Here is a 25683-nt window from a genome sequence, read left to right as displayed (position 1 = left end):
CGGGGGAAGCTAACAATAGGCTATCACAAATTGGTTATTTTTGGCGCCGCCGTTTTAAAGTTTCGCAAGCGGAGACTTAGCCGCCAGCTTCCTTTTCCTCGTGTGGTTCCTCCTGTAGGCTCTGCTTATGACGCGAACAGTTGAGCTTCCGCTTTGGCTTTTGGTGCTGATCCTGCTGTTTGCAGCGGTCACTTTTGCCTCGCATTTTTTGTTTCCCTCGGTGCGCTGGTTCTTTCGTCGTCGGTTTGAGCGGGCTGTGGCGCGGCTGAATCTGCGGTTGGAACGGCCGATAGAGCCGTTCAAACTGACCCGCCGCTATGACATGATCCAACGCCTGATCTATGATCCCGAAGTTGCCCGGGCAATTTCGCGCCATGCCGCTGCAGAAGGGATCCCCGAAAACGTCGCCTTTGAACAGGCGCGCCGGTATGCCCGCGAAATCGTGCCGAGCTTTTCGGCCTTTGCCTATTTTGGTTTTGCTATCCGCGCCGCACGCTTGCTGTCCAATGCCATCTATCGTGTGCGGCTTGGCTATCAGGACAAAGCGGCACTGCGTCAGCTTGATCCCAATGCAACGCTGATTTTTGTGATGAATCACCGTTCCAACATGGACTACGTGCTGGTGACCTACCTGGCGGCGCGGCGCTCGGCGCTGTCTTATGCGGTGGGGGAATGGGCGCGGGTCTGGCCGCTCTCACGGCTGATCCGGGCCATGGGGGCCTACTTTATTCGGCGCAAATCGCGCAATGATCTCTATCGCAGGGTGCTTGCGGCCTACATGCGTCTGGCGACGCAGGGCGGGGCAACCCAGGCGATGTTCCCCGAGGGAGGGCTAAGCCTGGATGGTGCCCTGGCTGAACCAAAACTGGGGTTGTTGAAATACATCGTGGAAGCAGGCGATGCCTACGCTGAGGATCCCCAGGGGCGCGATGTGCTGTTTGTTCCGGTGGCAATAAATTATGACTGGGTTCTGGAAGATACCATCCTGACCTCAGCTGCACGCGCCGGGGAACGCCGATTCAAGGCCCGAATCGGCGTGATCATGGCGCGCATCCTGCACCAGCTTTGGTTGTGGATGACGGGCCGCTACCATCGTTTTGGCTATGCTGCAGTCAACTTTGGCCGCCCCTTAAGCCTGCGGGAATTTGCAAAGCGGGGTGCCGGAAACGGCGCGCTGCAGCTGCCAGATCATGGGGCAGAGGCACCAAGCTGCGATCCTGCCGCCGACCTGACCACGGATCTTGCCACAGAGCTGTTGTTTAGGATCGGGCAGGCGGTGCCGGTGCTGCCGGTTCCGCTTGCTGCTTGGCTGTTGCTGCGCCACGGCCCTATGGGGGTGGAGACTTTGGAGCACCACATGGAGATGCTGCAAAAGCAGTTACCGCGAGTTGTGGTGCATCATAACAGCGCCAGTTTGCGCACTGCCGCAGAAGAGGCGCGGCGCATTCTGCTGCGGCGGGGGCTGGTCGTGCAGCAAGGAGGGCTGTTGGTGGTGGTGCCGGCCAAACAGGACCTGTTGCAGTATTACGCAAACTCCCTTGCGCATCTGCTTCCAGAGGGGCCGTTGGGCCTTCCCGAAGGCGATGATGCTGCACGCGCATTGGATATTTCTGCGCCTGCGAGGTCATAAAATTACAATATGACCCCCGGTAGGGGTTGCAATGTTACCCGGCTGTTTTTATCCATCAGGGAGCAGCTGCGATTCTGCGTCGCAGCAATGACCTTTGAAATAGGAGGCCACCATGGCTTTGGACACACAAACCGGACCGCTGTCTTACGAGGCTCCCGAAAAAGACCTGTATGAGGTCGGTGAAATGCCACCCATGGGCTATGTCCCCAAGAAAATGTACGCTTGGGCCATTCGCAAAGAACGCCATGGTGATCCTGATTCCGCCATGTTGCAGGAAGTGGTTGATGTGCCCCAGCTCGACAGCCACGAAGTGTTGGTGTTGGTGATGGCCGCAGGGGTGAACTACAATGGTGTCTGGGCTGCGCTTGGCAAGCCGATCAGCCCCTTTGATGGCCATAAACAGCCCTATCATATTGCCGGTTCCGATGCCTCCGGGATTGTTTGGGCCGTTGGTGACAAGGTCAAGCGCTGGAAGGTCGGTGATGAGGTTGTCATTCACTGCAACCAGGATGATGGCGACGACGAAGAGTGCAACGGTGGCGATCCGATGTATTCTCCCAGCCAGCGCATCTGGGGCTATGAAACCCCTGATGGGTCCTTCAGCCAGTTTACCAATGTGCAGGCCCAACAGCTGATGCCGCGCCCCAAGCACCTGAGCTGGGAAGAGAGCGCCTGCTACACGCTGACACTGGCCACCGCCTACCGTATGTTGTTTGGCCATGAGCCTCATGACCTGAAACCCGGTCAGAACGTTCTGGTCTGGGGCGCATCGGGCGGCCTGGGATCCTATGCCATCCAGCTGATCAACACTGCTGGCGCCAATGCCATCGGGGTGATCTCGGACGAAAGCAAGCGTGACTTTGTCATGGGGCTGGGTGCCAAGGGCGTGTTGAACCGCAAGGATTTCAATTGCTGGGGCCAGATGCCCACCGTGAACACACCGGAATATGCCACTTGGTTCAAAGAAGCGCGCAAATTCGGCGCTGCCATCTGGGAGATCACCGGCAAAGGCAATAACGTCGACATGGTGTTTGAACACCCTGGTGAGGCAACCTTCCCGGTTTCGACCTTCGTCTGTAAAAAGGGCGGCATGGTTGTGATCTGTGCAGGCACCTCCGGCTTTAACCTGACCTTCGATGTGCGTTACATGTGGATGCACCAGAAGCGTTTGCAGGGCTCGCACTTTGCCCACCTGAAACAGGCTGCTGCAGCGAACAAGCTGATGGTTGAGCGTCGTCTTGACCCCTGCATGTCAGAAGTTTTCTCCTGGTCGGACCTGCCGGACGCACATATGAAAATGCTGCGCAACGAGCATAAACCGGGCAATATGTCGGTTCTGGTTCAGGCCCCAAAAACCGGCCTGCGCACTCTCGAAGATGTGCTTGAAGCAGGCAAATAAGCCAAACCATCTGGGCGCAGAGCCCATGAGATGAAAAGTCGGGCGTCGCGCTCCCTTGCCGGGGAGCTGCGGCGCCCGATTTTGTTTACGCTTAACGGAGGCACGCCCCTAGTTGGACCGCGAGATCGCCCCTGTTTGGTCCGGCCAGCCTCAGATATGGGCAGCCAGACGGGTGGGCAGCCAGACAGGTGATCTGCCAGACCTGCAATTTTTTTCCTATCGGCTTGAAGGTCTTGTGGTTTTAGGGACTGTAGTGCCCAAGAAATGGGCAAAGGAGCAACGAATTCGTTGACCTGAGAGACTTTAGTGAAGAAAAAAGAAACGGGAAATGAGGAGGACGGGTCCTGCGTCGAGAGTTCGGCGCGTGAAGTGGGTCGTATTACTTCCATAGCAGAGTGATATGTGACGCCATGACGACCAAAACAGAACTGGACAAGATACTGACGGCGTTGGACGCCACACAGACCCTTGAGGGGCTGCAGGGTATCATTGAAAGTATCTGCAAGGTATTTTCCATTGATCATGCGATGTATCATTGGGTCGATAGTGCTGGGGATCATTACTATTTTGGCACCTATGCGGATGCGTGGACCCAACAGTATCAGGACAAGAACTACACCCGCATCGACCCGGTTGTTTCTGGCTGTTATCAGCGCTTCCATCCTGTGGATTGGCGGCGTCTTGACTGGTCCACCAAACCCGCGCGCGAGTTTTTTCAGGCCGCGATGGAACATGGTGTCGGCAACCAGGGCTATTCGGTCCCTATTCGCGGCCCCAATGGTCAGTTTGCCTTGTTCTCGGTCAGCCATCATTGCGAGGATGCAATCTGGGACAATTTCATCGACCGGAACAGCCGCGATTTGATCCTGATTGGGCATTACTTCAATCGTAAGGCACTGGAGTTTGAACCCGACCGCGCACCAGAGCAGGCACAGCCCCTATCCCCCCGGGAGCTGGATGCGTTGACCCTGTTGGGCATTGGATACAGTCGGGCGCAGGTCGCAAAGACCCTGTCGATTTCCGAGCACACGCTGCGGGTCTATATTGAAAGTGCGCGGTTCAAGCTGGGCGCGCTGAACACCACCCATGCCATTGCCCGCGCAGTGAGCTGCGGAATGGTGATTATCTAACGCTTGATTTCAAATACTTGCACTTAGCAGCGTTAACTATTCCGCTTTGAGGGTCTCTTGAGCCTTGGGTGGACTCGCTTTGCGGGCGTAGGCTCCCCTCGTGTTTCTAGCAAAAGGGGACTTATGAAATGCTACGCTATGTCTATGCAGGTGATTTGAATGCCCATGCCGATTTGGCCCATTCGATGTTTGTGGATCGTGCTGATCAGTTTCAAACCAGGTTGGGCTGGGATGTCCAGGTGGACCACCGGGGCGAGGAACGCGATCAATATGATGCGTTGAACCCGCTCTATGTAATCTGGGAAATGCCCGATGGCCGCCATGGGGGCTCGATGCGGTTTTTGCCAACAACCGGGCCGGTGATGGTCAATGATGTGTTTTCGAACCTGACCGGCGGCAATCCGATTTCCAGCCCATTGATCTGGGAATGTACCCGGTTCTGCCTGTCGCGGCAGGCAACCGGAAATGTGGCCGGGGCGCTGACGCTGGCCGGGTTGGAGATCATGCGAAACCTCTCCGTTTCCCATTTTGCCGGGGTGTTTGATCGCCGCATGGTGCGGATCTACCGCAGTCTTGGCTTTAGTCCCGAGATCATCAAATCTGCGGGTGTTGGCCGCGACAGGATCAGCCTTGGCCTATGGGAATACAACGTGCAGGCCTATCAGCGGGTGGCACAACGGGCAGGTATCGCGCCGGAAATGTCTCAGCTGTGGTTTGATCGCTCCTTAGGCAGCACTTCTGCTGTGGCGCCGATGCGCCTGACCGGGTGATTCTGGCAGAGACATGGGCGGATGAAGATTAAGAACAGGGGGTCGGTTGCGCTGGTGTCGCCGACCCCGCCGGGATAGTGTCGCGCCATGACAGATTTGACCGTAAAATTCTCCGATGATCAGGCCGTTGCCTTTGACAGTGTTTCGGCTTTGCTGCGCCAGGCCGGGGTGGATTTGGAGGACGGTCTGCTGCAGCCTCCCATGGGGGAAGCTGGGGTGATGGCGGTGATTGGCAAGGCAGGCTCCGGCAAGACGCTGTTACTGGCCGAGCTGTATAAAACGCTTGAAAAGGCCGGTGTCGAAGTGGTCTCGGGCGATTATGAAAGCCGCAAAAAGACCGGGCGCCGGTCGCTAGCAATCCTGGCACCAACCAACAAGGCGGCCAGCGTTTTGCGGCTGCGGGGGGTTCCGGCCACAACCATTCACCGCATTCTCTACACGCCGGTTTATGACCCGGAATATGAACGGATCGCCGAATGGCTCGCCGGGAATGGTGAGCTGCCCGAGGTCGATGGCCTGACAGAAGAGGCTTTGGCGCGGGCGGCGGCTTTCTATGAGAAAAACAAATCTATTCCCGGGGCGCTTGCCGCTGCGGGACTGCGGGGATCCGATTTTATCACCGGCTGGAAACGGCGCGAAGATCCGCTGGATATCGGTTTTGTCGATGAGGCCTCGATGCTGGATGACCGCCAGTTTGAGGATCTGAAAGAGATCTTTCCCAATCTGGTGCTGTTTGGAGATCCGGCGCAGTTGGCGCCGGTCAATCAATCTGGGTCGATGGTGTTTGAAACCCTGCCAGAGCCGCGCCAGCTGGTGCTGCATCGGGTCCACCGCCAGGAGGCGGATAATCCCATTTTGGATCTTGCCCATGCGCTGGCGGATCCGGCGCTGGGGTTTGATGATTTTGAACGGATGATCGAAGAAACCGCCAAGCGCGATGAGCGCGTGGTCTGGGGGCAGCGGGTCGAAGTCGACCTGATGGCGCGCAGCCCGGTGCTGGTTTGGCGCAATGCCACCCGCATCCGGCTGATCAATGCCTTTCGCAGAGTGCATGGTGCGCCCGAGGATGCCCTGGCCGAGGGCGAGCCTTTGATCTGTGATGGGCTGGAACTGCCGTTGAAACACCGCAAGAAGCGGCTCGACCTGGAGGCGCGCGGACTGATCAAGGGCGCCCAGGTGGTCTATCTGGGGCCAGGGCGCAAGCCGGGGTTTTCGCGTCTGCATGTGATGGGGGCCGAAGACCCGCAGGTCTCGGCGGCCTCGATTGTGAAAATTGAAAAGCCGGATGAGGAAGAGCCCTTTATTCCCTATGCCGCCCGCATGGGCGCCACCTTTTTGCACGGCGCTGCGGTGACCATCCACAAGGCGCAGGGCTCGCAGTGGGATACCACCCAGGTCTTTGCGCCTGATATCTATGCCGCCGCCCGTATGGGGCGGGTGGAGGCGGGGCAGCCGCTGTGGAAACGCCTGGCCTATGTGGCCATCACCCGGGCGCAGGAGCGCCTGATCTGGGTGGTGCGCAACCGGCTGTCCAAACCAATGGGACCGCTGCGGGTGGACGATCTGAAGGCTGCCCCGGCGGCGGCTCTGACGTTGGAAATGCAAGAGGAGGCATCGCTGTTATGAGCAGTTTTGACAGTGCAAAAACCATTCTGATCACCGGGGCGAGTTCTGGCATTGGCCGGGCCGTGGCGGAGCTCTGCCTGTCCAGAGGCTGGCAGGTTGGTCTTTTGGCGCGCCGCCAAGAGGTGCTGGAAGAGATCGCCATGGGGCACGTGAATGCCACGGTTCTGCCGGCGGATGTGACCGATGCCACCGCCGTGGATCATGCGGTCAATCAATTTGTCATGGCCACCGGCCGGTTGGATGTTTTGTTCAACAATGCCGGGATCTTTACCCCCGGTGGCAGTATCGACGAAATTGCCCTGGAGGATTGGTATGCCTCGGTGAATGTGAACCTCAATGGTATGTTCCTTGCCGCCCGGGCGAGCTTTCGCCAGATGCGCCGCCAGACACCGCAGGGCGGGCGCATCATCAACAATGGCTCTATCGCCGCCCATGTACCACGGCCGGGATCGGTGCCTTATTCAGCGACCAAATCCGCCATTACCGGCCTCACCCGCAGCCTGTCTCTGGATGGGCGGGCCTTTGATATCGCCTGTGGCCAGATTGATATCGGCAATGCCCGCACACCGATGGTCGAAGACCTGAGCGCCCGTCAGGCCGAGGCTGCCCCCGAGGCGGCGCCGATGCCAAGTTTTGCGGTGGAAGATGCGGCCAAATCGGTGCTGCATATGGCTGAATTGCCGCCAGAGGCCAATGTTCAGTTTATGACGGTGATGGCAACCAAGATGCCCTATATCGGCCGCGGCTGATTGCTTTGGAATGCTCAGGTCAGATCTGTGCACCAGACCAGTGTAAGGGGGGCTCCCGCCCGGATGTGCTGCGCTTGCGCGCCGCAAATCCCGTTGGGCCCGGCGCCGCGCTGCCGCGCGGCGCAACAGAAAAGCTGCTGAGAGGCTCTGATCTGGCAGTATGCCCGATCAGAGCCAGTTCCAGAGTATTCTGTTTGACCTGACCTCAAGGGTGAACCGCGCTGGGGCGCGGCCGCTAAGCGGCCCTTGACCTCTGGTCAAACGAAAAGGACTGACCTCTGCTCAAACGAAAGAGACTGGCCGCTGGTCAAACAAAAAGAGGCTGAGCTTTGGTCAGTTAGTTGTTGCGCAGCAGGCGAAAGGCAGCTGAGGCTCCCCAGCCGGCCGCGACTGCGATGGCCAGAGACATCAGCCCATAGAGAAAGGGTTGTTCCCGTGACAGACCATAGAGAAACCTCTCCAGACCAACCTTGCGCACGTCGATTTCGGTTTCAAAACTGGAGACAACCCGGCCTGCACGGGTAAGGAAGATCCGGGCGGCGTAGTGTCCTTCGGTGACATCCGCAGGCATGTCTATGGCGCTGCGAAACAGGGTTTGCTGGTCAACGGCCACGGTGTTTTCACGCAGGGAATACAGCCCTTCGTCTTCGCGAATGCGCACAACAGCATCGGCAAAGTCCTGGGCGTCGGCGATGTTCATTGCGGCCCCGACCGAGCGGATGGCGCGGGCAATGGACACCCGGTAGCGCAGATCCTCGGTGTCTGAGATCACCTCGGAGAAGGGGGCGCTGGTGGCAATGGCGTAAAAGCTGGGGGCGGAGTCAACGATGACGCTTTCGGTATTGACCCAGATGCCCATGCGTTTTGCCTTGCGCCGCACTGTCACTGGCGAATTGGGGCCAGAGACCGCAACGATGACCTCCAGCGGCGGGCCTTCCGGGATTGGCGATTGCCGTTTCACGGCGCCAAAGATCAGAATCTCTGACCCGTCAAAATCTGCTGTAATGGCAACACGGTCCTGGCTCAGGCCAAGCACGACTTCTTCCTCAACGGCCTGACCGGGGGCGGGCAGGCAGATAAGCATGGACAGTGCCAGAGAGGCGGTGAGGAAAGCGGAACGGACCATGGTCAATGCCCTCCTGCTGCGCCAAGGGAGTAGAGCTCATTAGGCATGAGCAGAAGATCAAGGCCCAGTTTGGTGCAGACCAGCATGACCATCAAAGCCAGCAAAATGCGCAGTTGCTCAGCTTTGAGAAAGACCCCAACGCGGGTGCCGATCTGGGCGCCGATGACGCCGCCAACCAAGAGTAGAACCGCCAGCACGATATCCACGGTGTAGTTGGTGGTGGCATGCAGCATGGTGGTAAAGGCGGTGACCAGGATGATCTGGAACAGCGAGGTGCCAACGACTACCTTGGTGGGCATGCCGAGAATATAGATCATTGCCGGGACCATGATAAAACCGCCGCCGACCCCCATGATCGCGGCCAGGATACCCACCACGACCCCCACCATGAGGGGCGGAATCACCGAGATATACAGACCCGAGGTGCGAAAGCGCATTTTGAATGGCAGGGCATGCACCCAGCCACGTTGCCGCCGGGGCGCGGGAGCCCCGCCTGCGCGTCTGGATTTGAAAATAGCGTTCAGGCTTTCGATGAACATCAACGTGCCAACAATGCCCAGGAAGACCACATAAAAAAGGGTGACCAACAAATCGACCTGACCCAGGCTTTTTAGATAGTTGAATACAATCACCCCTAAGCCAGCGCCGATGAGGCCCCCCGCCTGCAGGACCAGCCCCATTTTGATATCGACCGTGCGTCGCCGAAAATGGGCCAGGACGCCCGAAAAGGACGACGCAACAAGCTGGGGTGCGCCAGTAGCCACCGCGACAACGGGTGGAATGCCTATGAAGAACAATAAGGGGGTCATCAGGAACCCCCCACCAACTCCGAACATGCCGGACATAATGCCGACAAGGCCTCCGAGGCCCAGCAGCAGGAAGGCGTCGACCGATACCTCGGCAATGGGAAGGTAAACTTGCATAAATAAGTTAGACCGCAGCGGTGCAAGAAAAGCAACTAGGATGCCGCTGTGCAGCACGCAGGACTGATTTTGAAAGCGAAACTGGACCTATGCGTGACACTGGGATCACAGGGGGCAGGGGCCAAACATATAGGCCCGCTCAGGTGTCAGCTGCGCGGGCCTCTGTTTAGTTCTGTCAGGGGATGACCTATCGCTCTTTCACATAGGGGTCACCGCCTGCGCGGGGCGGCACGGCCTTGCCGACAAACCCCGCAAGAATCACCACGGTCAGGATATAGGGCAGGGCATCCATAGCCTGCACTGGCACCACGATCGGGCCAAGCTCAATATTCTGAAACCGCAGGGCGATGGCTTGTAGCAGGCCAAAGAGCAGGCAGGCTCCCATGGCTTGCCAGGGGCGCCATTTGGCAAAGATCAGCGCGGCAAGTGCGATAAAACCACGCCCGGCGGTCATGTCTTTCACAAAACCGGCCTGGAGCGCGGTGGCCAGATAGGCGCCAGCGATGCCACAGAGCACCCCGCAGATGGCGACAGCGGCAAATCGCAGCCCCACAACCGAAACGCCAGCCGTGTCCACCGCCGCAGGGTTTTCCCCCACCGCCCGCAGACGCAGGCCAAACCGGGTGCGATACAGGATCCACCAGGTTGCAGGCACCGCCAGAAAGGCAAGATAGACTAGGATGGAATGGCCGGAGAGCAGCTCGGAATAGACCTGCTGCACAGGGCCGGCTTCCTTCATCAGCTGGGACACCGGCCTGCCGGTTGCCGCCGCATCCTCTGGGCCGATGGCAAAGGGCCATTCCAGACCTTCAAAACGGCCACCACTGAGCAAGGAGGGGGTGCGGCCGCCCTGTTTGAACCAATCCTGGGCAATCAGCACGGTCAGGCCAGCTGCCAGGAAGTTGATGGCAACGCCAGAGATCAGCTGGTTTCCACGGAAGGTGATCGAGGCCAGCCCGTGCAAACCAGAGAGCAGCAAGGAAGAGGCAATACCTGCCAGCAGCCCCAGCCAGACATTGCCCGTCACGGCAGCAATGGCCGCAGAGAAAAAGGCCGCCATCAGCATCTTGCCCTCAAGACCGATGTCAAAAATGCCTGCACGTTCCGAATAGAGACCGGCCAGACAGGCGAGCAGCAGCGGTGTCGCCAGACGCACGGTGCTGTCCAGCACCTGGATCAGAGTGAGAAAATCCATCAGCATGCCTCCTTGCGGAAGGCGAGGAAGATCTTCTCAAGCGGGATCCGCACCATATTGTCCAGCGCCCCGGTAAAGAGGATCACCAGAGCCTGAATGACGACGATCAGTTCGCGCGGGATCTTGGTCCAAAGCGCCAACTCGGCGCCGCCCTGATAGAGAAAGCCAAAAAGGATCGCTGCCAGAAAGACGCCAAAGGGATGGTTGCGCCCCATCAGGGCCACGGCGATGCCGATGAAACCAGCGCCTTCGGTGGCGTTCAGCACCAGGCGCTCTGCCTCGCCCATGACGTTGTTGGTGGCCATCATGCCCGCCAGAGCCCCAGAGATCATCATGGCGATGATGGTGATTTTGACGGGCGAGATGCCGGCATAGCGGGCACCGGCTTCGGATCGTCCAAAGGCGCGGATCTCAAACCCCAGCGAAGTCCGCCAGATCAGCAGCCAGACAGCGAGGCATGCAAAAACCGCCACGAGCAGGCTGACATTTGCGGGGGCGGATTTGGAAAAGGCGATGCCTAGCGGCGCCAGAAGCTCATGCAGGGTGGGCAGATGTACGGTCTCGCTGAACCGGGCAGAGGCCGGATCCATCGAGCTGGCGGGTTTCAGCACATTGACCAGCACATAGTTCAGCACCGCTGCGGCGATAAAGTTGAACATGATGGTGGTGATGACGATGTGGCTGCCGCGTTTGGCCTGCAGATAGGCCGGAATGGCGGCCCAGGCTGCGCCGAACAGGCCCGCGCCAAGGCAGGCAAACAACAGCGCCAGGGTCCAATGTGGCCAGGGAATGAACAGGCAGATCACCGCAACCCCCAGGCCCCCCAGCATCGCCTGGCCTTCGCCGCCGATGTTGAACAGCCCGGCATGGGCGGCAACCGCCACGGCAAGGCCGGTGAACATGAAATTGGTGGCGTAATACAGCGTATAGCCCCAGCCATAGCTGGAGCCGAGCGCCCCGTCGACCATCAGCTTGACCGCTGCAACCGGGTCTTCGCCAATGGCAAGGATCACCAGCGCCGAGAGGCCCGCAGCAAGCATCAGACTGATCAGTGGGATCAGAACGACATCGGCCCATTTTGGCATTTTTTCCATTTACGCCGCCTCCCCCGCGACGCCGGCCATCATCAGGCCCAGCTCTTTTTCATCTGTTTCAGCCACGATGCGTTCGCCCATGATCATTCCGTCAAACATCACCGCCACACGGTCGGCCAGCGACAGGATCTCTTCCAGTTCGACTGAAACCAGCAGGATTGCCTTGCCCTGGTCGCGCAGGTCGACAATTTGTTTATGGATGAACTCAATGGCGCCGATATCAACGCCCCGGGTGGGTTGGCCGATCAGCAGCAGATCCGGGTTGCGCTCGATCTCGCGGGCGACCACGATTTTTTGCTGATTACCCCCCGAGAAATTTTTGGCCGCCAGCAAGGGGTCCGGCGGGCGGACATCGAACTTTTTCATCTTGGCTTCGGTATCGGCGCGGATTGCGGCGTTGTTCATCAACAGGCCGCGCTGATACTCAGGCGCGTGGTGATAGCCAAAGGCGGTGTTTTCCCAGGCGTGGAAATCCATGATCAACCCTTCGCGCTGGCGGTCCTCGGGCACATGAGCCACGTGGGCCGCGCGTCGGGCACGGGCATCAGAGCCTGCGCCGTGCAACGGTAGCGCAGCGCCATTGAGCCTGATCGAACCCTCGCCGCTACGCATACCGCCCAAGACTTCCATAAGCTCAGACTGACCATTGCCCGCCACGCCCGCAATGCCGAGGATCTCCCCGGCGTGCACGGTCAGGTCGATGCCTTTTAGGCGCTCAACCCCGGCGCCGTCCACGATGCGCAGCTGTTCGATTTCCAGGACTGGCTTGCCAGGTTTGGCAGGCAGTTTATCAACCCGTAACAAAACCTTACGCCCCACCATCAGCTCTGCCAAATGTTCGGGGCTGGTCTCAGAGGTCTTGACCGTGGCGGTCATCTGCCCCCGGCGCATAACCGAGACCGTATCGGTGGCCTCCATGATTTCGCGCAGCTTGTGGGTGATCAGGATGATGGTTTTGCCTTCGGCGCGCAGCCGACCAAGGATGCGGAACAGCTGGTCGGCCTCTGGCGGTGTCAGCACCCCGGTGGGTTCATCCAGGATCAGGATATCCGCCTGCCGGTAAAGCGCCTTGAGGATCTCTACCCGTTGTTGCATGCCAACGCCGATCTCATCAATGCGTTTATCCGGGTCGACGTTCAGCTCATATTCCGCGGCCAGCTCCTTGAGGATCTTGCGGGCCTTGGTCAGCGAGGGCATCAGCAGGCCGCCGTCTTCGGCGCCCAGCACGATGTTTTCCAGCACGGTGAAATTCTCCACCAGTTTGAAATGCTGAAAAACCATCCCGATACCGGCCACAATGGCGGCCTGACTGTCGGGGATCTCGGTCTGTTTGCCGTTGATCCAGATCTCACCCTTGTCGGCCTTGTAGAACCCGTAAAGGATGCTCATCAGGGTGGATTTTCCAGCGCCGTTTTCACCAATGATACCGTGTATGGTGCCGGGGGCGACGCTGATCGAGATGTCTTTGTTTGCTTGAACCGGTCCAAAGGATTTTGAAATCCCTTTGAGTTCAATGGCGGGGGCGGTCAATCGGGCTCTCCCATGCCTGAAAATCCAATCACACGCAGCAGTCTGTGCTGTGCCAGTTCCACAAAAGACTGGTCGCGCAGCATGCGTTGACCGGCTTTGACAAAATCGAAAATGGCACGCAGCTGGCCGTAATGTTCGCTGACCGCGACCACTTTGGCTGTTGCACCGGGCTTCATTGCCGAAAACTGGGCAAGGTCGTCCAGATAGGCATCACGAGCCTGGATCGGGTCTGGAGCGTTTGGATTGGAGGAATAAAAATTCGGCCCGATGGCTGCATCTGTCAGGGCTGCATGCCGCTCGGGCGATGGGGCGGCCCAGGCCAAAAACAAAGTATGAAGACACGTTGTCATGGCCTGGGACTTTCTGTTTAGAACTTCAGCGCCGGGCAGCTGTTATCCGCATAGTAAGAGACAACTTCGATCTCGCCGTCGATGATCTGTTGGCGGGCCTTATCGACTGCCGCTTTCATGTCATCGGTGACCAGGGCGGCGTTGTTGTCATCAAGCGCATAGCCAACACCTTCTTCGGCCAGCCCCATGGAGAACACACCGGCTTCGACCGCGTCGCCTGCCGACATGGCGTCATAGACCGCAACATCAACGCGTTTCAGCATCGAGGTCAGGACTTTGCCCGGGTGCAGGTGGTTCTGGTTGCTGTCGACGCCGATCGACAGGATGCCTTCGTCGGCTGCGGTTTGCAGCACACCAACGCCGGTGCCGCCTGCTGCGGCATAGACCACATCAGCACCCTGGCTGATCTGGGCTTTGGTCAGCTCAGAGCCTTTTACCGGGTCATTCCAGGCCGAAGGCGTGGTGCCGGTCATATTGGCGATGACCGTTGCATCAGGGTTCACCGCTTTGACGCCCTGGGCATAGCCGCAGCCAAAGTGACGGATCAGTGGCACGTCCATACCGCCGACAAAACCGACGGTGTCGGATTTGGAGGCCATCGCCGCCATCATGCCAACCAGGTAAGAGCCCTCGTGCTCGGCAAAGCCAACCTGACGGATATTTGGCGCGTCCAGCCAGGTGACGTCGATCACAACAAATTTGGTATCGGGATAGTCGGGCGCAACCGAGCTAAGCGGATCAGCCATGGCAAAACCCATGGTGACGATGGGGTTGGCACCGGCTTCAGCAAAACGGCGCAGGGCCTGCTCACGCTGGGCTTCGGATTGCAGTTCGATCTCGCGGAAGGTACCGCCGGTTTCTTCGGCCCAGCGTTGGGCTCCGCCAAAGGCAGCCTCATTGAAGCTCTTGTCGAATTTGCCGCCCAGGTCAAAGATCAGCGCAGGCTCGGCCAGGGCCGCACCAGCAGAAAGGGCGAGCGTGGCTGCGGCGCCCATCAGGGATTTCATCAGCGTCATTAGGATACTCCCGGTTTTTGTTTTTCCGCGCTTTGGTCAGACATGATCCGCCAAAAGGGATCACCTTGGCCCAGCAGGGATTGTTATTAATAGGTGTGGCAATTTAGCCCTTTGGCCGGGGAGGGGGTCAACCGCTTTTTGCCCCATTGGCACGAATTCCGTGCAGGTTGCCTAAGGTAACTCTTTTTGCATGACGATTGCATCGACGGATGCGGCGTTTTTACGGGCATAGTAGCCGCGTCGGCAGCCGCAGCGGGCGAATCCTTGTGACAGATACAGGCCAATGGCGGCGTCATTGTCTGCTGCAACTTCCAAAAAACAGGTCTTTGCGCCCCGTAACCGGGCCTGCGTCTGCCAGTCTTGCATCAGGGCGCGGGCCAGGCCTTGGCGTTGACAGGCGGGATCGGTGGCGATGGTCAACAATTCGGCCTCATCGGCGATAACACGCACCAGGGCAAAGCTGCGGCCATCGCCGCAGGCAAAGCACAGCGGGCTGTCCAGAAGAGCGGTGAACTCGTCTTGTGACCAGGGGCGAGATTGGGTGAAGGCGGCGGCATGAATTTGCGCCAGAACCATTGGGGAGGGGGCGTTACCCATCTATCAATTGCGGTGGCAGGTCTCGTGCCGGGGCGGCGTCCGCCGCACGCAGATACAGCGGCGCAGGGGGGGCAGGGCTGTCCAGGTAGCGCTTGCCCGCCAGTTCTGCGATGCGCTGTGCCAAATCCACCGGAGAGGCCTCAGGCGCAAAGATTAGCCCGGCGCTGCGCGCGGCATCGCTGGCCTCACTCTCGGGCATCAGACGCGGCGCTTGCCCGTCAAGGCTGGCATAAACCTGCGCGCGGGGCGCGGGAACGGCGGCCAAAGCTCCGTGTTTTTCGCGGGCGTCAAACCCATCAATCCCAACTGCTGGAACGTCAAGCCCCAGGGACAGCCCCCGGGCTGCGGCCACGGCAATCCGTATGCCGGTAAAATTCCCCGGCCCAATACCAACCCCAATGGCATCCAGTTCGGACCAGGTCAGTCCTGCCTCTGCCAGGGTTTCTTCGAGAAGCGGCATCAGCCGTTCTGCCTGTCCACGGCTGTGTACTTCAAACCGTTCCGCCAACAGGCGATCGCCACGCAGCAATGCGGCCGCGCAATGCGCGGCCGAGGTGTCAAAACCTAAAACCAGAGGAGGGGTATTCATCAGGTCTCCACTTTAACAGCGTCTCGCCACCACACCCGCCGGTGTCGGGCAGCTGGCACGGCGGAGGGTGGCGGCGTCAGGTCGGGTCAGACCGCGACGGGGCGAACTTCGGTGACTTCCGGGATATAGTGGCGCAGCAGGTTTTCGATCCCCATCTTCAGAGTCAGAGTCGAAGAGGGGCAGCCAGCACAGGCCCCCTGCATATGCAGGTAGACAACTCCACGGTCAAAGCCGTGGAAGGTGATGTCGCCACCATCTTGCGCCACCGCAGGGCGTACACGGCTGTCCAGCAGATCTTTGATCTGGTCGACAATCTCACTGTTTTCACCGCTGTGTTCCGCATGGCCCGAGGCCTGTTCCTCGCCAGCACTGACGATGGGCTGACCAGACTGATAGTGCTCCATAATGGCGCCAAGAATGGCAGGCTTTATGTGGTCCCACTCGGTTGTTTCTGATTTGGTGACGGTGACAAAATCATTGCCAAAGAAAACACCAGCGACGCCAGAGACTGCAAAAATGCGGCTGGCCAGCGGCGAGCTTCCGGCCGAATCGGCACTGGGGAAATCAGCAGTCCCAGCGTCCAGAACAGTCTGCCCTGGCAGGAATTTCAGCGTTGCCGGGTTCGGTGTGGATTCAGTCTGAATGAACATCTCGGGCCTCCAAAAAGCGTCTGAGGGATATGCGCCCGAAGGGGCATCAAGTCAAGGTTTAGAATAATTCTAAATTGGATCGCCGGGTAGTGCAATCCCTTTTGCGGGTGTCTTGCAGGTCTTTGTTTCGCAGCGTTCCCTAGGCCGTCTGGCTTGGCGTCTCTGCACAGCCAGCGCCAGGCTGGGAAACCCTTCGTTCTGCCTTTGCCGTACAAGCTGGCCCGGATCTTGGACCGTTTGTCACCGTCAGGTAATGGCATCCAGGCGTTCCTTGGACAGATCTCCGGGCACAATTGTGATTGGCACAGGCAGGTTGCCGGAAGATTTGCTCAGCTGGCTGACCAGCGGGCCAGGGCCCTTTCGATCATCGCCTGCGCCCAGAACCAAGACGCCAATCTCTGCATCCGCTTCGATCTGGGCCATTATCTCGGGCACGGCCTTGCCTTCGCGAATGATCAGTTCCGGATCGACCCCTTGGCGATCCCGCATCCATTTTGCAAAAACTTCAAAATGGGCATGGATACGTTCGCGGGCTTCTTCCCGCATGACTTCGCCGACGCCAATCCAATGATTAAATTCATCCGGTGGGATGACCGAAAGAATGGCGACACCGCCGCCGGTTTTTGCCGCGCGCATCGCGGCAAATCGCATTGCATTCAGACATTCACGGCTGTCGTCTAGTACAACTAGGAATTTGCGCATGTGTGGCCTCTGGTTGCTCCACCAAGGATCATGACGCAATAGTGCGCGCGCAACAATAGAAATGGCACAGTTGCAGCCGAGCCCTGTTGCCTTGGCCTGCAAAGGGCGTGCTCCCGCCTGTTCCATGTGATCTGCGATCCCACTCACAGTTGGGCCTGGCGCCGCTGGCGCGGCGCGCTCCCTAAACGAGATCAGAGTGGCCTTTGAGGGCCATTAGTAACAGGCGGTTGATTTCGGCCGACTGATTTCGGGCAGGTTGCACCGGGGCGCAGGAGAGGCAGGTTACGACTGGCTCGAGGCCCAGTCCCAATACAGCTCCCGAACGCGTTTTGTGACTGGCCCAATCTGGTAAGTGCATGCTTCAAAACCGGTAACGGGGGTCACTTTGCTCATGTTGCCCGACATGAAGACCTCGTCGGCGGCTTCAAAATCCTGCACGCTCAGCACGGTTTCATGTACGGTGACCCCATCCGCACGCAGGTTGGCGATATGGCGCGCCCGGGTGATTCCGGCCAAGAAAGTCCCGTTTGGGATCGGGGTAAAGACCTCTCCGTCGCGCACCATAAAGAGGTTGGCCGTTGCCGTTTCTGCCACATTGCCCATCGCGTCCAGCGCCAGCGCATTGCTGAAACCTTTGCTGCGGGCCTCGCGCAGCATCCGCGCATTGTTGGGATACAGGCATCCGGCCTTTGCATTGACAACCGCATTCTCCATCACCGGGCGGCGAAACCGGGTGCGTGTCAGGGTTGCGCTGGCCTCTGCCGGTGCCATGGGGATTTCTTCCAGGCAGAGGGCAAATTCAGTGCTCTCTGGCGCTGGGGCAATAGTCGTCGGATCGCCGTCGGTGGCCCAATACATTGGGCGGATATAGACCGCAGATCCAGGGGCAAAACCTTTCAGGCCTTCCAGCGCGATGTCGACCATTTCAGCGGTTTTCACCGTGGGGCGCATCATCAAGGCCTCAGCCGAGGCATTGGTGCGGGCGCAATGCAGGTCCAGATCGGGGGTCATGCCCTCAAAGAACCGGGCGCCGTCAAACACGGAAGACCCCAACCACATCGCGTGGTCTGCCGCTTTCAGCAGGGCAATATTGCCATCATGCCAGCGACCTTGAAAATAGGTGCGAATATTTGTGCCTGCAGCCATGATGTCCCCCTGCGTTTCATGTGCTGCGAATCTAGGAGGAAAAGGGTCATAGGGCCAGACCTTTTTGTCGGGCAGCCTTCGCGCTTGCTCACATTTATTCGATAATTGCGCCAGGCCCTGAGAGGCGCTGGCGGGTACCGTGCCCCAAGCGAAACCGCGCGCCGACAGGCGCGCGGGGCCCAACAGGGGCGGGGCATCTGTGATGCACCATGTCCCCTGGCGGGAGCATTTGGCTCTGCTCCTCTCGCGGCAGCCGACGCTGCGCCAAGTGAGCTGTCCCACCTGTGAGCTGCCGCAAGTGAGGCTGCATGTCAGGAGGGCTGTGTCAGGCCCAGTCTTGCCAGTTTGGCGCCTGCTTCTGCCTGCCAGCGGGTTTTGAGCTCGCCGTTGGGGGTGCGACGCAGGCCCAGAGCCTTCAGCTCTTCAAACTTGGCTGAGTCTTCACTGCCAAAGCTGACGGCAACACGTGGCCACCAGTAGTCAACCGAGGCCTGTAAATCGCCCTTGCCGGAATCTTCTATAAGCCGTTCCAGACCTTCCTCCGCCAATTCCGCATGGCGGGCTTCGATCGGAGCAAGAGCGCGAAACACTTCGGCCAGGGGCTGATAGGAGATCAGCGAGAATTCAGCCAGCTGTACGGCGACGGCCCTGCCCATCAACAGGTTCATCACCACTGCATCCGCCCAACCTTCCAACGGGTAGTTGAACACTGCCAGCCGCATGTCATGGTCCGAGCGCTGTTGGCCGATATCAGCATCGCGCCCCAGGCGCGCGGTCCAGGGGTGGTGATCTGCATAGCGTTCAGTATCGGCGCCAAATTCCCCCATGATCCGCAGCACGCGATCGGCGTTGTCGCTCTTCTCCAGCACGATTTTGGCAGCGGCAATACGGGCCTTGATGCCGGGGCCTTCGTTGATGATCTCGGCAAAACCAGCGGCACCCGCCAGTTCGCTGTCGACAAAGGTGGCCATCAGTTTCAGCAGGGCGGCGCGGTAGCGCGGTGGCACATTGGCGGGATTGCTCAACATGCCTCCCTGGGCGAGATAGCTTTTGATGCTCATGTCCTCGGTCATGAAATAGCCTTCCTTTTAAACGCGTTACTGATCGTAATCGACAACAACCCTGTCGGTCACCGGAAAGGCCTGACAGGACAGGACATAGCCTTTTTCGACCTCGTAGTCCTCAAGGGCGTGATTGGCGACCATCTCCACTTCGCCCTCGATCACCTTGCAGCGACAGGTGGAGCAGACCCCGGCCTTGCAGGCATAGGGCGCATCCATGGCGTTTTCCAAAGCGGCGTCCAGGATGGTCATGTCCTTGCCCATCTGCACCGTCTGGGTCGAGCCATCCAGGGTGATCGCTGCGGTGGCCTGATTGCCGGCACTGGCGGCATCTGCGGCGCCTTGTTTGCGTTTGGCGCGCCCGGGCTGGGCACTGGCGAACAGTTCGAATTTGATCTGCGCATCCTCCAGCCCCGCGTTGCGCAGGGCGGCAGCGATGCCCAGCATCATTGGCTCTGGTCCGCAGATAAAGGCGGTGTCTACGGATTTGATATCAATCCAGTGTTCAAACAGCTGGGCGCATTTTTCCTGGGTGACCAGGCCAGTGAACAGGTCGATTTCCTGGGCGTCGGATTCCAGGATATGGATCACGTTGAAGCGGCCCATATAGATGTTTTTCAGATCTTCCAGCTCCTCGCGGAACATGATCGTGTTGACGCCTTTGTTGGCATAGACCAGCGTAAAGGTCGACTCGGGCTCTGCCTCCAGGGTGGTCTTGAGGATCGACAGAACCGGGGTGACGCCGGAACCGCCGGCAAAACCCAGATAGTTTTTTGCTGTTGCGGCATCCAGTGGGGTGAAAAAGCTGCCCATGGGGGGCATTGCATCCAGCATGTCACCGGGTTGCAGCTCGGTATTGGCCCAGGTGGAGAAGGCTCCGCCATCGACCCGTTTGATGCCCACCTGCAACATGCCATCGCCCTTGCCGGCACAGATCGAATAGCTGCGGCGCAGCTCTTCGCCATCAAAATCGCGACGGAAGGTCAGGTACTGCCCTTGGGTGAAATCAAACTCCGCAGCCGCGCCATTGACGGGCTTCAGGGAAACCACAACCGCATCGCGGATGGTTTTGCGGACATCGGTAACTTCGAGTTGGTGGAAGCGCGCCATGGAGCTCTCCTCAGATGCACTTGAAATAATCAAAGGGTTCAAGACAGTCCTGGCAGCGCCAGTGAGCCTTACAGGGGGTGGAGCCAAACTGGCTCACACGGGTGACATTCTTGCTTTGGCAATTGGGGCAGCGTTCGGGGCCACCGGCGGCCTGCGGTGGGGCAATGCCAAATTCCTCCAGTTTGGCGCGGCCCTTCTCAGACATCCAATCGGTGGTCCAGGGCGGCGCGATCTGGGTCTTGAGCTGGATCTTATCCAGGCCGTGATCGCGCAGTGCTGTCTCAATATCCAGGTTGATGATCGCGGTGGCGGGGCAGCCGGAATAGGTGGGCGTGACCGAGACCACTAGGGTGTCCCCCTGCCATTCCACGCCGCGAATGATGCCCAGATCCACCAGGCTGATCACTGGAATTTCCGGATCGGGCACAGCGTCGAGCCATTCCCAGATCTGGTCCACGCTTGGCTGAGTAGTAACTTGGCTCATGCGGTTATCCTCTTTGGCACGCTTGCCCGGACGATAGGCTGGGCAGCCCCGGCCCTCCCCGTCAAACCAGAGATGTGTCTCTGGCAAAGGGGAGGGGGTTCCCCCGACCCGAGGTCGGGAGCTGCCCTCAGATTATTGCTTTCAGACTTACCAGCTGGCGCCGGGATAGGCCCGTTGCAGCCATTGCATATGGGTCAACAGATGGCCCAGGTGCTCGGTATGCATGGCGCCGGTGCGGCCACCCTTGTGGGCAAAGTCGCTGTCCGGAATGGTCAGGGTCGCCTCTGTCAGAACCCGCTTGATCAGCACGTCATAATCGGCGCGCAGCGAGGCCGGATCCGGGGCGATACCAGCCTTGACCATGGCAGCATCGACCGGATCAGAGGTGAACATCTCGCCGACATAGGGCCAAAGATAATCCAGCGCTGTCTGCATGAAATCATGGCTTTGCGCCGTGCCGTCGCCCAGGCCCACAATCGTATCGGCGGAGCGTTCCAGGTGATAGGTCACCTCTTTGCTGGTCTTGGCAGCGATCGCGGCAATGCGGTCATCCGAGGATTTCATCAGATGCCCCAGCTGGATCGAATGCCAGGCGTCAAACAGGAACTGGCGCATCAGGGTGCGGCCAAAATCCTCGTTTGGGACTTCAACCAGCAGCAGGTTGCGGAAATCCCAGACATCGCGCAGAAACGCCAGATCGTCAGCGGATTTGCCCTCGCCCTGAACCTCACCGGCGAGACCCAGCCACATCTGGGTCTGACCAATCAGATCCAGCGCGGTATTTGCCAGGGCAATATCTTCTTCCAGCACCGGCGCGTGGCCACACCATTCGCTGACACGGTGTCCCAGGATCAGGGTATTGTCGCCCATGCGCAGCAGGAACTGAAACAGGGCCTCATTATCTGTGAGAGGGGCCGCCATTACATCGCCCCCACTTCGTCGGGAATGTCAAAGAAGGTCGGATGACGATAGACCTTGCTTTCAGAAGGCTCATAGAGCGGGCCTTTGTCGCTGGGCGAGGAGGCGGCGATATGGTTGGCTTCGACCACCCAGATCGACACGCCCTCATTGCGGCGGGTGTAGACGTCGCGGGCGTTTTTGATTGCCATTTCTGCGTCCGGCGCATGCAAGGAGCCGACGTGACGGTGACTCATGCCATGCTGACCACGGATAAAGATTTCCCAGAGGGGCCATTCGTTTTTCATGTGATTACTCCGCTGCTACGGTGCTGCATTGTGCGCTGCGCCAGCGCGTGGCTTGGGGGAGATGTGACCAGCCAAAGGCGTGATCACTGTTGCCATGGGCATCGAGATGGGCAAGCCGACCCATGGCTTCCTCAACACTGAGGGTTGTTCCGGGGTCTACCCACCACATGGCAAAATGCATGGAATCCAGCATGTTGAACCATTCGTCGCGGCGTTGGTAAAACTGCCGATGGATGGTGCCCCAGACAAATGTCTCCAGGTTTTCCACCCGGTCCCAGGTCGAAACATTCACGATGACGCGTGGGTCATTCATCACCAGCGTGTCAGTGGCATTGCCGCTGACATCGGTATAGCGCCATTGAAACCCGTCGGAACGTTCAGCAATGCCGTTTATCTTGTCCAAAGCGTTCATGAAGGGCGCAACACGCTGATCATCAGAATCGTGTTTCAACCGGGCGATATTGATTTCAGCCAGGTGTTTCATTCTGCGGCAACCTTGGCCGCGGCTTTCTTGCGGGCATGGGCCAGCAGGCCATCCCGCACCCATTGGCCGTCTTTCCAAGCCTTGTTGCGGGCCGCCAGCCGATCGGTGTTACAGGGGCCATTGCCCTTGATCACGTCAAAGAACTCGGACCAGTCGGGGTCGGAGTAGTCATAGTGGCCGCGCTCTTCGTTCCATTTGATGCCGTCGTCAGGCAGGTCGAGCCCAAGGAATTCGATCTGCGGCACGGTCTGATCGACAAATTTTTGGCGCAGCTCGTCATTGGTGTTCATCTTGATCTTCCAGGCCATCGACTGGGTCGAATGTACTGAATCCGCATCTGACGGGCCAAACATCATCAGCGCCGGGAACCACAGGCGATTGACCGCATCCTGGGCCATCTTCTTTTGTGCGGGGGTGCCTGTTGCCATCTTGCGGATAGCGTCAAACCCCTGACGCGCGTGAAAGCTCTCTTCCTTGCAGACCCGGATCATGGCGCGGGAATAGGGGCCAAACGAAGTCCGCTGCAATGGCACCTGGTTCATGATGGCAGCGCCATCCACCAGCCAGCCCACCGCGCCCATATCGGCCCAGTTCAGGGTTGGGTAGTTGAAGATGGAGGAATATTTCATCCGCCCATCCAGCAGCATCTCGGTCAGCTCATCGCGGCTCACCCCCAGGGTTTCGGCGGCACAATAAAGGTAGAGACCGTGACCGGCTTCATCCTGTACCTTGGCCAGGAGGATCGCCTTACGCTCCAGGGTGGGCGCGCGGGTGATCCAGTTGCCCTCAGGCAGCTGGCCGACGATTTCCGAATGGGCATGCTGACCGATCTGGCGGATCAAGGTTTTGCGGTATCCCGCAGGCATCCAATCCTTTGGTTCGATCTTTTCACCGGCATCAATGCGGGCCTGAAAAGCGGCCAGCTTTTCCGGATCATCGGTGCTCGCTTCGGATTGTACCATCTGTGCATACATGACTTGCTCCTCCCGTATTGGGTTGCTGGCTTAAACGCGTTCCAGGATCAGGGCGGTGCCCTGACCAACGCCGACACACATGGTGCACAGCGCATAGCGCCCACCGGTGCGTTGCAGTTGATAGGCGGCTGTCAGCACCAAACGGGCGCCGGACATGCCAAGAGGGTGACCGATGGCAATGGCGCCACCGTTGGGGTTCACATGGGCCGCGTCATCGGCGACGCCCAGTTCACGCAGTGTCGCGATCCCCTGCGAGGCAAAGGCCTCGTTCAGCTCGATCACATCCATCTGATCAATGGTCAGGCCGGTGCGGGCCAGCACTTTGCGGGTGGCAGGCACCGGGCCAATGCCCATGACGCGGGGCTCTACCCCGGCGGCGGCCATGCCGACGATGCGCGCCATTGGCTTTAGGCCGTTTTTGACAGCAGCCGCCTCGTTTGCCATCAGGATGGCGGCAGCACCGTCATTGACGCCAGAGGCATTGCCGGCGGTCACGGTCAGGTCAGGGCCATTGACGCCTTTCAGCTTGGCCAGCTTGTCGGCGCCGGTGCCGGGGCGGGGGTGCTCGTCGGTGTCGACAATCAGCGGATCCCCTTTGCGCTGGGGCACGGATACGGGCGTGATTTCATCGTTAAAGATGCCAGCCTCGTGGGCGGCGGCCCAGCGGGCCTGGCTGCGGGCGGCAAAGGCATCCTGGTCTTCGCGGCTGATGCCATAATCGTTCGCAACATTGTCGGCAGTCTGCGGCATCGAGTCGGTGCCATACATTGCCTGCATCTTCTTGTTCACAAAGCGCCAGCCGATGGTCGTATCATATACAGCATTTGCGCGGCCGAACGCGGTTTCGGCCTTTGGCATCACAAAGGGTGCGCGGCTCATGCTTTCGACACCGCCTGCAATTGCGAGGTCCATATCACCTGCACGGATCGCGCGGGCGGCTGCGCCCACCGCATCGAGGCCGGAGGCGCAAAGGCGGTTTACAGTCATGCCCGGTACATCCACAGGTAGGCCCGCCAAAAGGGCAGCCATACGCGCCACGTTGCGGTTATCTTCGCCCGCTTGGTTCGCGCAGCCCATGACCACATCATCAATTCGTGCCCAATCGACGCCCGCATTCCGCGCCATAAGTGCCGCGATAGGAGCCGCCGCCAAATCGTCTGCCCGCACGGATGACAGTGCGCCACCGTAGCGACCGATGGGGGTGCGGATTGCGTCACAGATGAAAGCGTCGGGCATTGATAAACTCCAGTGATATGTCCAGACTCCGATCTTAGGCAGTAAGACCGTGCCAATCAAGCCTTATGTTACATCGATGGGTGTTTATGTTAAATTTGGTAACGCTTTTTCAGTGTGGCGCTGCCGAGGGTGACGTTTTTGACAAATCGACGGGCAGGGATGTTTGAAGGGCTTCTTTACGATACGCTTAATCCAATGCTGATAGCGATTGAGGCGAAGACGCAGCAGATTGTCGCCAAATTATAAAATTTCATCAAAGACTCCTGAATACACAGTTGCCGAGGGTGGGGGATCGCGCCATGTTAGGGAAAACGCCCGAACAAATGCGGGATACCATTGAAACAGGCGGGCAGGGTGCCCACATCCCTACCCATACCGGAAGCGGCCCATACGTTGCCTCATAGCAGGGACAAAAGCCGTTTTGCCAAAATAAGGAATTGAGCATGCAAGAGCCTCTGAACGCGAGCTATCCCGTACTTCCATTGCGCGATATCGTCGTTTTCCCACATATGATTGTGCCGCTTTTTGTAGGTCGCGAGAAATCCGTGCGCGCCCTTGAGGAAGTCATGGCTGACGATAAGCAGATCCTGTTGTCGAGCCAGATCGACCCCGGCATTGATGATCCTGACAGCGACGGCATCTTTAAGGCAGGTGTATTGGCCAATGTGCTGCAACTGCTAAAATTGCCCGATGGTACCGTAAAGGTGCTGGTCGAAGGTCAAGCGCGTGTGCGCATCACTGAATACCTTGAGAACGACAACTTCTTTGAAGCGCGGGCCGAGTATCTCACCGAGATGCCAGGCGATGCGACTACGACTGAAGCATTGCTGCGCTCTGTAGGTGAAGAATTCTCGCGCTACGCCAAGGTTAAGAAAAACGTACCCGAGGAGGCGCTGACAGCTGTGAG

27 protein-coding genes are annotated in these 25683 nt (G+C 58.9%); 7 read left to right on the top strand and 20 right to left on the bottom strand.

Going from position 1 to position 25683, the window contains the following annotated elements; all coding sequences use genetic code 11:
• The first annotated feature begins 127 nt into the window (after positions 1 to 127).
• The 6 genes from QZ268_RS19070 to QZ268_RS19045 all read left to right on the top strand — a co-directional run bounded on the left by QZ268_RS19070 (position 128) and on the right by QZ268_RS19045 (position 7304).
• Positions 128 to 1630, top strand: a complete 1503-nt coding sequence (locus QZ268_RS19070; protein WP_295455634.1) for a 1-acyl-sn-glycerol-3-phosphate acyltransferase — start codon at positions 128 to 130, stop codon at positions 1628 to 1630.
• A gap of 112 nt (positions 1631 to 1742) precedes the next feature.
• Entirely contained in the window at positions 1743 to 3029 is a 1287-nt protein-coding gene (gene ccrA / locus QZ268_RS19065) for a crotonyl-CoA carboxylase/reductase (RefSeq protein ID WP_295455632.1), read from the top strand.
• Positions 3030 to 3439: 410 nt separating this feature from the next.
• Entirely contained in the window at positions 3440 to 4159 is a 720-nt protein-coding gene (locus tag QZ268_RS19060; RefSeq protein WP_295455631.1) for a LuxR family transcriptional regulator, read from the top strand.
• A gap of 128 nt (positions 4160 to 4287) precedes the next feature.
• Positions 4288 to 4929 carry an acyl-homoserine-lactone synthase gene (locus tag QZ268_RS19055; RefSeq protein ID WP_295455629.1) on the top strand — a complete coding sequence of 214 codons (642 nt, stop codon included), beginning with the start codon at positions 4288 to 4290 and terminating at the stop codon, positions 4927 to 4929.
• Positions 4930 to 5016: 87 nt separating this feature from the next.
• Positions 5017 to 6555 carry an AAA family ATPase gene (locus QZ268_RS19050; protein WP_295455627.1) on the top strand — a complete coding sequence of 513 codons (1539 nt, stop codon included), beginning with the start codon at positions 5017 to 5019 and terminating at the stop codon, positions 6553 to 6555.
• Entirely contained in the window at positions 6552 to 7304 is a 753-nt protein-coding gene (locus tag QZ268_RS19045; protein WP_295455625.1) for an SDR family oxidoreductase, read from the top strand. The genes QZ268_RS19050 and QZ268_RS19045 overlap by 4 nt, the downstream gene beginning before the upstream one ends.
• 337 nt (positions 7305 to 7641) lie before the next feature.
• Here the strand turns inward: QZ268_RS19045 and QZ268_RS19040 are convergent, their stop codons facing one another.
• The 20 genes from QZ268_RS19040 to pcaF form a co-directional block, all read right to left on the bottom strand.
• Positions 7642 to 8388: a TIGR02186 family protein gene (locus QZ268_RS19040; protein WP_295455668.1), complete on the bottom strand. Its 747-nt coding sequence runs from the start codon at positions 8386 to 8388 to the stop codon at positions 7642 to 7644.
• A gap of 44 nt (positions 8389 to 8432) precedes the next feature.
• A complete protein-coding gene (locus tag QZ268_RS19035) occupies positions 8433 to 9353 on the bottom strand; it encodes a sulfite exporter TauE/SafE family protein (RefSeq protein WP_295455666.1) in 921 nt (306 codons plus the stop codon).
• Positions 9354 to 9540: 187 nt separating this feature from the next.
• Positions 9541 to 10548 (bottom strand): ABC transporter permease, encoded by a 1008-nt coding sequence (locus QZ268_RS19030; RefSeq protein WP_295455623.1) that lies wholly within the window; start codon positions 10546 to 10548, stop codon positions 9541 to 9543.
• Positions 10548 to 11642 carry an ABC transporter permease gene (locus tag QZ268_RS19025; protein ID WP_295455621.1) on the bottom strand — a complete coding sequence of 365 codons (1095 nt, stop codon included), beginning with the start codon at positions 11640 to 11642 and terminating at the stop codon, positions 10548 to 10550. The genes QZ268_RS19030 and QZ268_RS19025 overlap by 1 nt, the downstream gene beginning before the upstream one ends.
• A complete protein-coding gene (locus QZ268_RS19020; protein ID WP_295455619.1) occupies positions 11643 to 13172 on the bottom strand; it encodes an ABC transporter ATP-binding protein in 1530 nt (509 codons plus the stop codon).
• Positions 13169 to 13522, bottom strand: a complete 354-nt coding sequence (locus QZ268_RS19015; RefSeq protein ID WP_295455618.1) for a nuclear transport factor 2 family protein — start codon at positions 13520 to 13522, stop codon at positions 13169 to 13171. Before QZ268_RS19015 ends, QZ268_RS19020 begins: the two co-directional genes overlap by 4 nt.
• Before the next feature lie 17 nt (positions 13523 to 13539).
• Complete coding sequence (locus QZ268_RS19010; protein ID WP_295455617.1) at positions 13540 to 14538, bottom strand: BMP family ABC transporter substrate-binding protein; 999 nt, start codon at positions 14536 to 14538, stop codon at positions 13540 to 13542.
• A gap of 171 nt (positions 14539 to 14709) precedes the next feature.
• On the bottom strand, positions 14710 to 15135 hold the full coding sequence (rimI, locus tag QZ268_RS19005; protein ID WP_295455615.1) for a ribosomal protein S18-alanine N-acetyltransferase: 426 nt from the start codon (positions 15133 to 15135) through the stop codon (positions 14710 to 14712).
• Positions 15128 to 15724, bottom strand: coding sequence for a tRNA (adenosine(37)-N6)-threonylcarbamoyltransferase complex dimerization subunit type 1 TsaB (gene tsaB, locus QZ268_RS19000; RefSeq protein ID WP_295455613.1), 597 nt, complete (start codon positions 15722 to 15724; stop codon positions 15128 to 15130). The genes rimI and tsaB overlap by 8 nt, the downstream gene beginning before the upstream one ends.
• Before the next feature lie 86 nt (positions 15725 to 15810).
• Positions 15811 to 16374 (bottom strand): NifU family protein, encoded by a 564-nt coding sequence (locus tag QZ268_RS18995; protein WP_295455611.1) that lies wholly within the window; start codon positions 16372 to 16374, stop codon positions 15811 to 15813.
• Between the two features lie 246 nt (positions 16375 to 16620).
• Entirely contained in the window at positions 16621 to 17076 is a 456-nt protein-coding gene (locus tag QZ268_RS18990) for a universal stress protein (protein WP_295455609.1), read from the bottom strand.
• 282 nt (positions 17077 to 17358) lie between these two features.
• Positions 17359 to 18222 carry a branched-chain amino acid aminotransferase gene (locus QZ268_RS18985; protein ID WP_295455607.1) on the bottom strand — a complete coding sequence of 288 codons (864 nt, stop codon included), beginning with the start codon at positions 18220 to 18222 and terminating at the stop codon, positions 17359 to 17361.
• Positions 18223 to 18533: 311 nt separating this feature from the next.
• Positions 18534 to 19295: a Phenylacetic acid catabolic protein gene (locus tag QZ268_RS18980; RefSeq protein ID WP_295455605.1), complete on the bottom strand. Its 762-nt coding sequence runs from the start codon at positions 19293 to 19295 to the stop codon at positions 18534 to 18536.
• A 24-nt stretch (positions 19296 to 19319) separates the two neighbouring features.
• On the bottom strand, positions 19320 to 20393 hold the full coding sequence (locus QZ268_RS18975) for a 2Fe-2S iron-sulfur cluster-binding protein (RefSeq protein ID WP_295455603.1): 1074 nt from the start codon (positions 20391 to 20393) through the stop codon (positions 19320 to 19322).
• Positions 20394 to 20403: 10 nt separating this feature from the next.
• Entirely contained in the window at positions 20404 to 20877 is a 474-nt protein-coding gene (gene paaD, locus QZ268_RS18970) for a 1,2-phenylacetyl-CoA epoxidase subunit PaaD (RefSeq protein ID WP_295455601.1), read from the bottom strand.
• A gap of 147 nt (positions 20878 to 21024) precedes the next feature.
• Complete coding sequence (gene paaC, locus QZ268_RS18965; RefSeq protein ID WP_295455599.1) at positions 21025 to 21798, bottom strand: 1,2-phenylacetyl-CoA epoxidase subunit PaaC; 774 nt, start codon at positions 21796 to 21798, stop codon at positions 21025 to 21027.
• A complete protein-coding gene (gene paaB / locus QZ268_RS18960) occupies positions 21798 to 22082 on the bottom strand; it encodes a 1,2-phenylacetyl-CoA epoxidase subunit PaaB (RefSeq protein ID WP_009809578.1) in 285 nt (94 codons plus the stop codon). The genes paaC and paaB overlap by 1 nt, the downstream gene beginning before the upstream one ends.
• Positions 22083 to 22086: 4 nt before the next feature.
• On the bottom strand, positions 22087 to 22566 hold the full coding sequence (locus QZ268_RS18955) for a DUF3291 domain-containing protein (RefSeq protein WP_295455596.1): 480 nt from the start codon (positions 22564 to 22566) through the stop codon (positions 22087 to 22089).
• The gene (gene paaA / locus QZ268_RS18950) at positions 22563 to 23540 is read right to left on the bottom strand and encodes a 1,2-phenylacetyl-CoA epoxidase subunit PaaA (RefSeq protein WP_295455595.1); all 978 of its coding nucleotides are present in this window, start codon (positions 23538 to 23540) and stop codon (positions 22563 to 22565) included. The genes QZ268_RS18955 and paaA overlap by 4 nt, the downstream gene beginning before the upstream one ends.
• A 30-nt stretch (positions 23541 to 23570) precedes the next feature.
• A complete protein-coding gene (pcaF, locus tag QZ268_RS18945; RefSeq protein ID WP_295455593.1) occupies positions 23571 to 24776 on the bottom strand; it encodes a 3-oxoadipyl-CoA thiolase in 1206 nt (401 codons plus the stop codon).
• Positions 24777 to 25219: 443 nt separating this feature from the next.
• Here pcaF and QZ268_RS18940 point away from each other — a divergent pair.
• A partial coding sequence (locus QZ268_RS18940; protein WP_295455592.1) for an LON peptidase substrate-binding domain-containing protein occupies positions 25220 to 25683 on the top strand: 464 nt, incomplete at its 3' end.

This window comes from uncultured Pseudophaeobacter sp., from assembly GCA_905479575.1.
In the GTDB taxonomy this organism is placed as follows: Bacteria; Pseudomonadota; Alphaproteobacteria; order Rhodobacterales; family Rhodobacteraceae; genus Pseudophaeobacter.
The sequence above is the reverse complement of the archived record's forward strand: the minus strand, read 5'-3'. Positions and strand labels throughout refer to the sequence as shown.

Bases quoted from the DNA above. Each gene is read 5' to 3' on its own strand.
- QZ268_RS19070 (WP_295455634.1), top strand. From the start codon at position 128: ATGACGCGAACAGTTGAGCTTCCGCTTTGGCTTTTGGTGCTGATCCTG.
- ccrA (WP_295455632.1), top strand. From the start codon at position 1,743: ATGGCTTTGGACACACAAACCGGACCGCTGTCTTACGAGGCTCCCGAA.
- QZ268_RS19060 (WP_295455631.1), top strand. From the start codon at position 3,440: ATGACGACCAAAACAGAACTGGACAAGATACTGACGGCGTTGGACGCC.
- QZ268_RS19055 (WP_295455629.1), top strand. From the start codon at position 4,288: ATGCTACGCTATGTCTATGCAGGTGATTTGAATGCCCATGCCGATTTG.
- QZ268_RS19050 (WP_295455627.1), top strand. From the start codon at position 5,017: ATGACAGATTTGACCGTAAAATTCTCCGATGATCAGGCCGTTGCCTTT.
- QZ268_RS19045 (WP_295455625.1), top strand. From the start codon at position 6,552: ATGAGCAGTTTTGACAGTGCAAAAACCATTCTGATCACCGGGGCGAGT.
- QZ268_RS19040 (WP_295455668.1), bottom strand. From the start codon at position 8,388: ATGCTTATCTGCCTGCCCGCCCCCGGTCAGGCCGTTGAGGAAGAAGTC.
- QZ268_RS19035 (WP_295455666.1), bottom strand. From the start codon at position 9,353: ATGCAAGTTTACCTTCCCATTGCCGAGGTATCGGTCGACGCCTTCCTG.
- QZ268_RS19030 (WP_295455623.1), bottom strand. From the start codon at position 10,548: ATGGATTTTCTCACTCTGATCCAGGTGCTGGACAGCACCGTGCGTCTG.
- QZ268_RS19025 (WP_295455621.1), bottom strand. From the start codon at position 11,642: ATGGAAAAAATGCCAAAATGGGCCGATGTCGTTCTGATCCCACTGATC.
- QZ268_RS19015 (WP_295455618.1), bottom strand. From the start codon at position 13,522: ATGACAACGTGTCTTCATACTTTGTTTTTGGCCTGGGCCGCCCCATCG.
- QZ268_RS19010 (WP_295455617.1), bottom strand. From the start codon at position 14,538: ATGACGCTGATGAAATCCCTGATGGGCGCCGCAGCCACGCTCGCCCTT.
- rimI (WP_295455615.1), bottom strand. From the start codon at position 15,135: ATGGGTAACGCCCCCTCCCCAATGGTTCTGGCGCAAATTCATGCCGCC.
- tsaB (WP_295455613.1), bottom strand. From the start codon at position 15,724: ATGAATACCCCTCCTCTGGTTTTAGGTTTTGACACCTCGGCCGCGCAT.
- QZ268_RS18995 (WP_295455611.1), bottom strand. From the start codon at position 16,374: ATGTTCATTCAGACTGAATCCACACCGAACCCGGCAACGCTGAAATTC.
- QZ268_RS18990 (WP_295455609.1), bottom strand. From the start codon at position 17,076: ATGCGCAAATTCCTAGTTGTACTAGACGACAGCCGTGAATGTCTGAAT.
- QZ268_RS18985 (WP_295455607.1), bottom strand. From the start codon at position 18,222: ATGGCTGCAGGCACAAATATTCGCACCTATTTTCAAGGTCGCTGGCAT.
- QZ268_RS18980 (WP_295455605.1), bottom strand. From the start codon at position 19,295: ATGACCGAGGACATGAGCATCAAAAGCTATCTCGCCCAGGGAGGCATG.
- QZ268_RS18975 (WP_295455603.1), bottom strand. From the start codon at position 20,393: ATGGCGCGCTTCCACCAACTCGAAGTTACCGATGTCCGCAAAACCATC.
- paaD (WP_295455601.1), bottom strand. From the start codon at position 20,877: ATGAGCCAAGTTACTACTCAGCCAAGCGTGGACCAGATCTGGGAATGG.
- paaC (WP_295455599.1), bottom strand. From the start codon at position 21,798: ATGGCGGCCCCTCTCACAGATAATGAGGCCCTGTTTCAGTTCCTGCTG.
- paaB (WP_009809578.1), bottom strand. From the start codon at position 22,082: ATGAAAAACGAATGGCCCCTCTGGGAAATCTTTATCCGTGGTCAGCAT.
- QZ268_RS18955 (WP_295455596.1), bottom strand. From the start codon at position 22,566: ATGAAACACCTGGCTGAAATCAATATCGCCCGGTTGAAACACGATTCT.
- paaA (WP_295455595.1), bottom strand. From the start codon at position 23,540: ATGTATGCACAGATGGTACAATCCGAAGCGAGCACCGATGATCCGGAA.
- pcaF (WP_295455593.1), bottom strand. From the start codon at position 24,776: ATGCCCGACGCTTTCATCTGTGACGCAATCCGCACCCCCATCGGTCGC.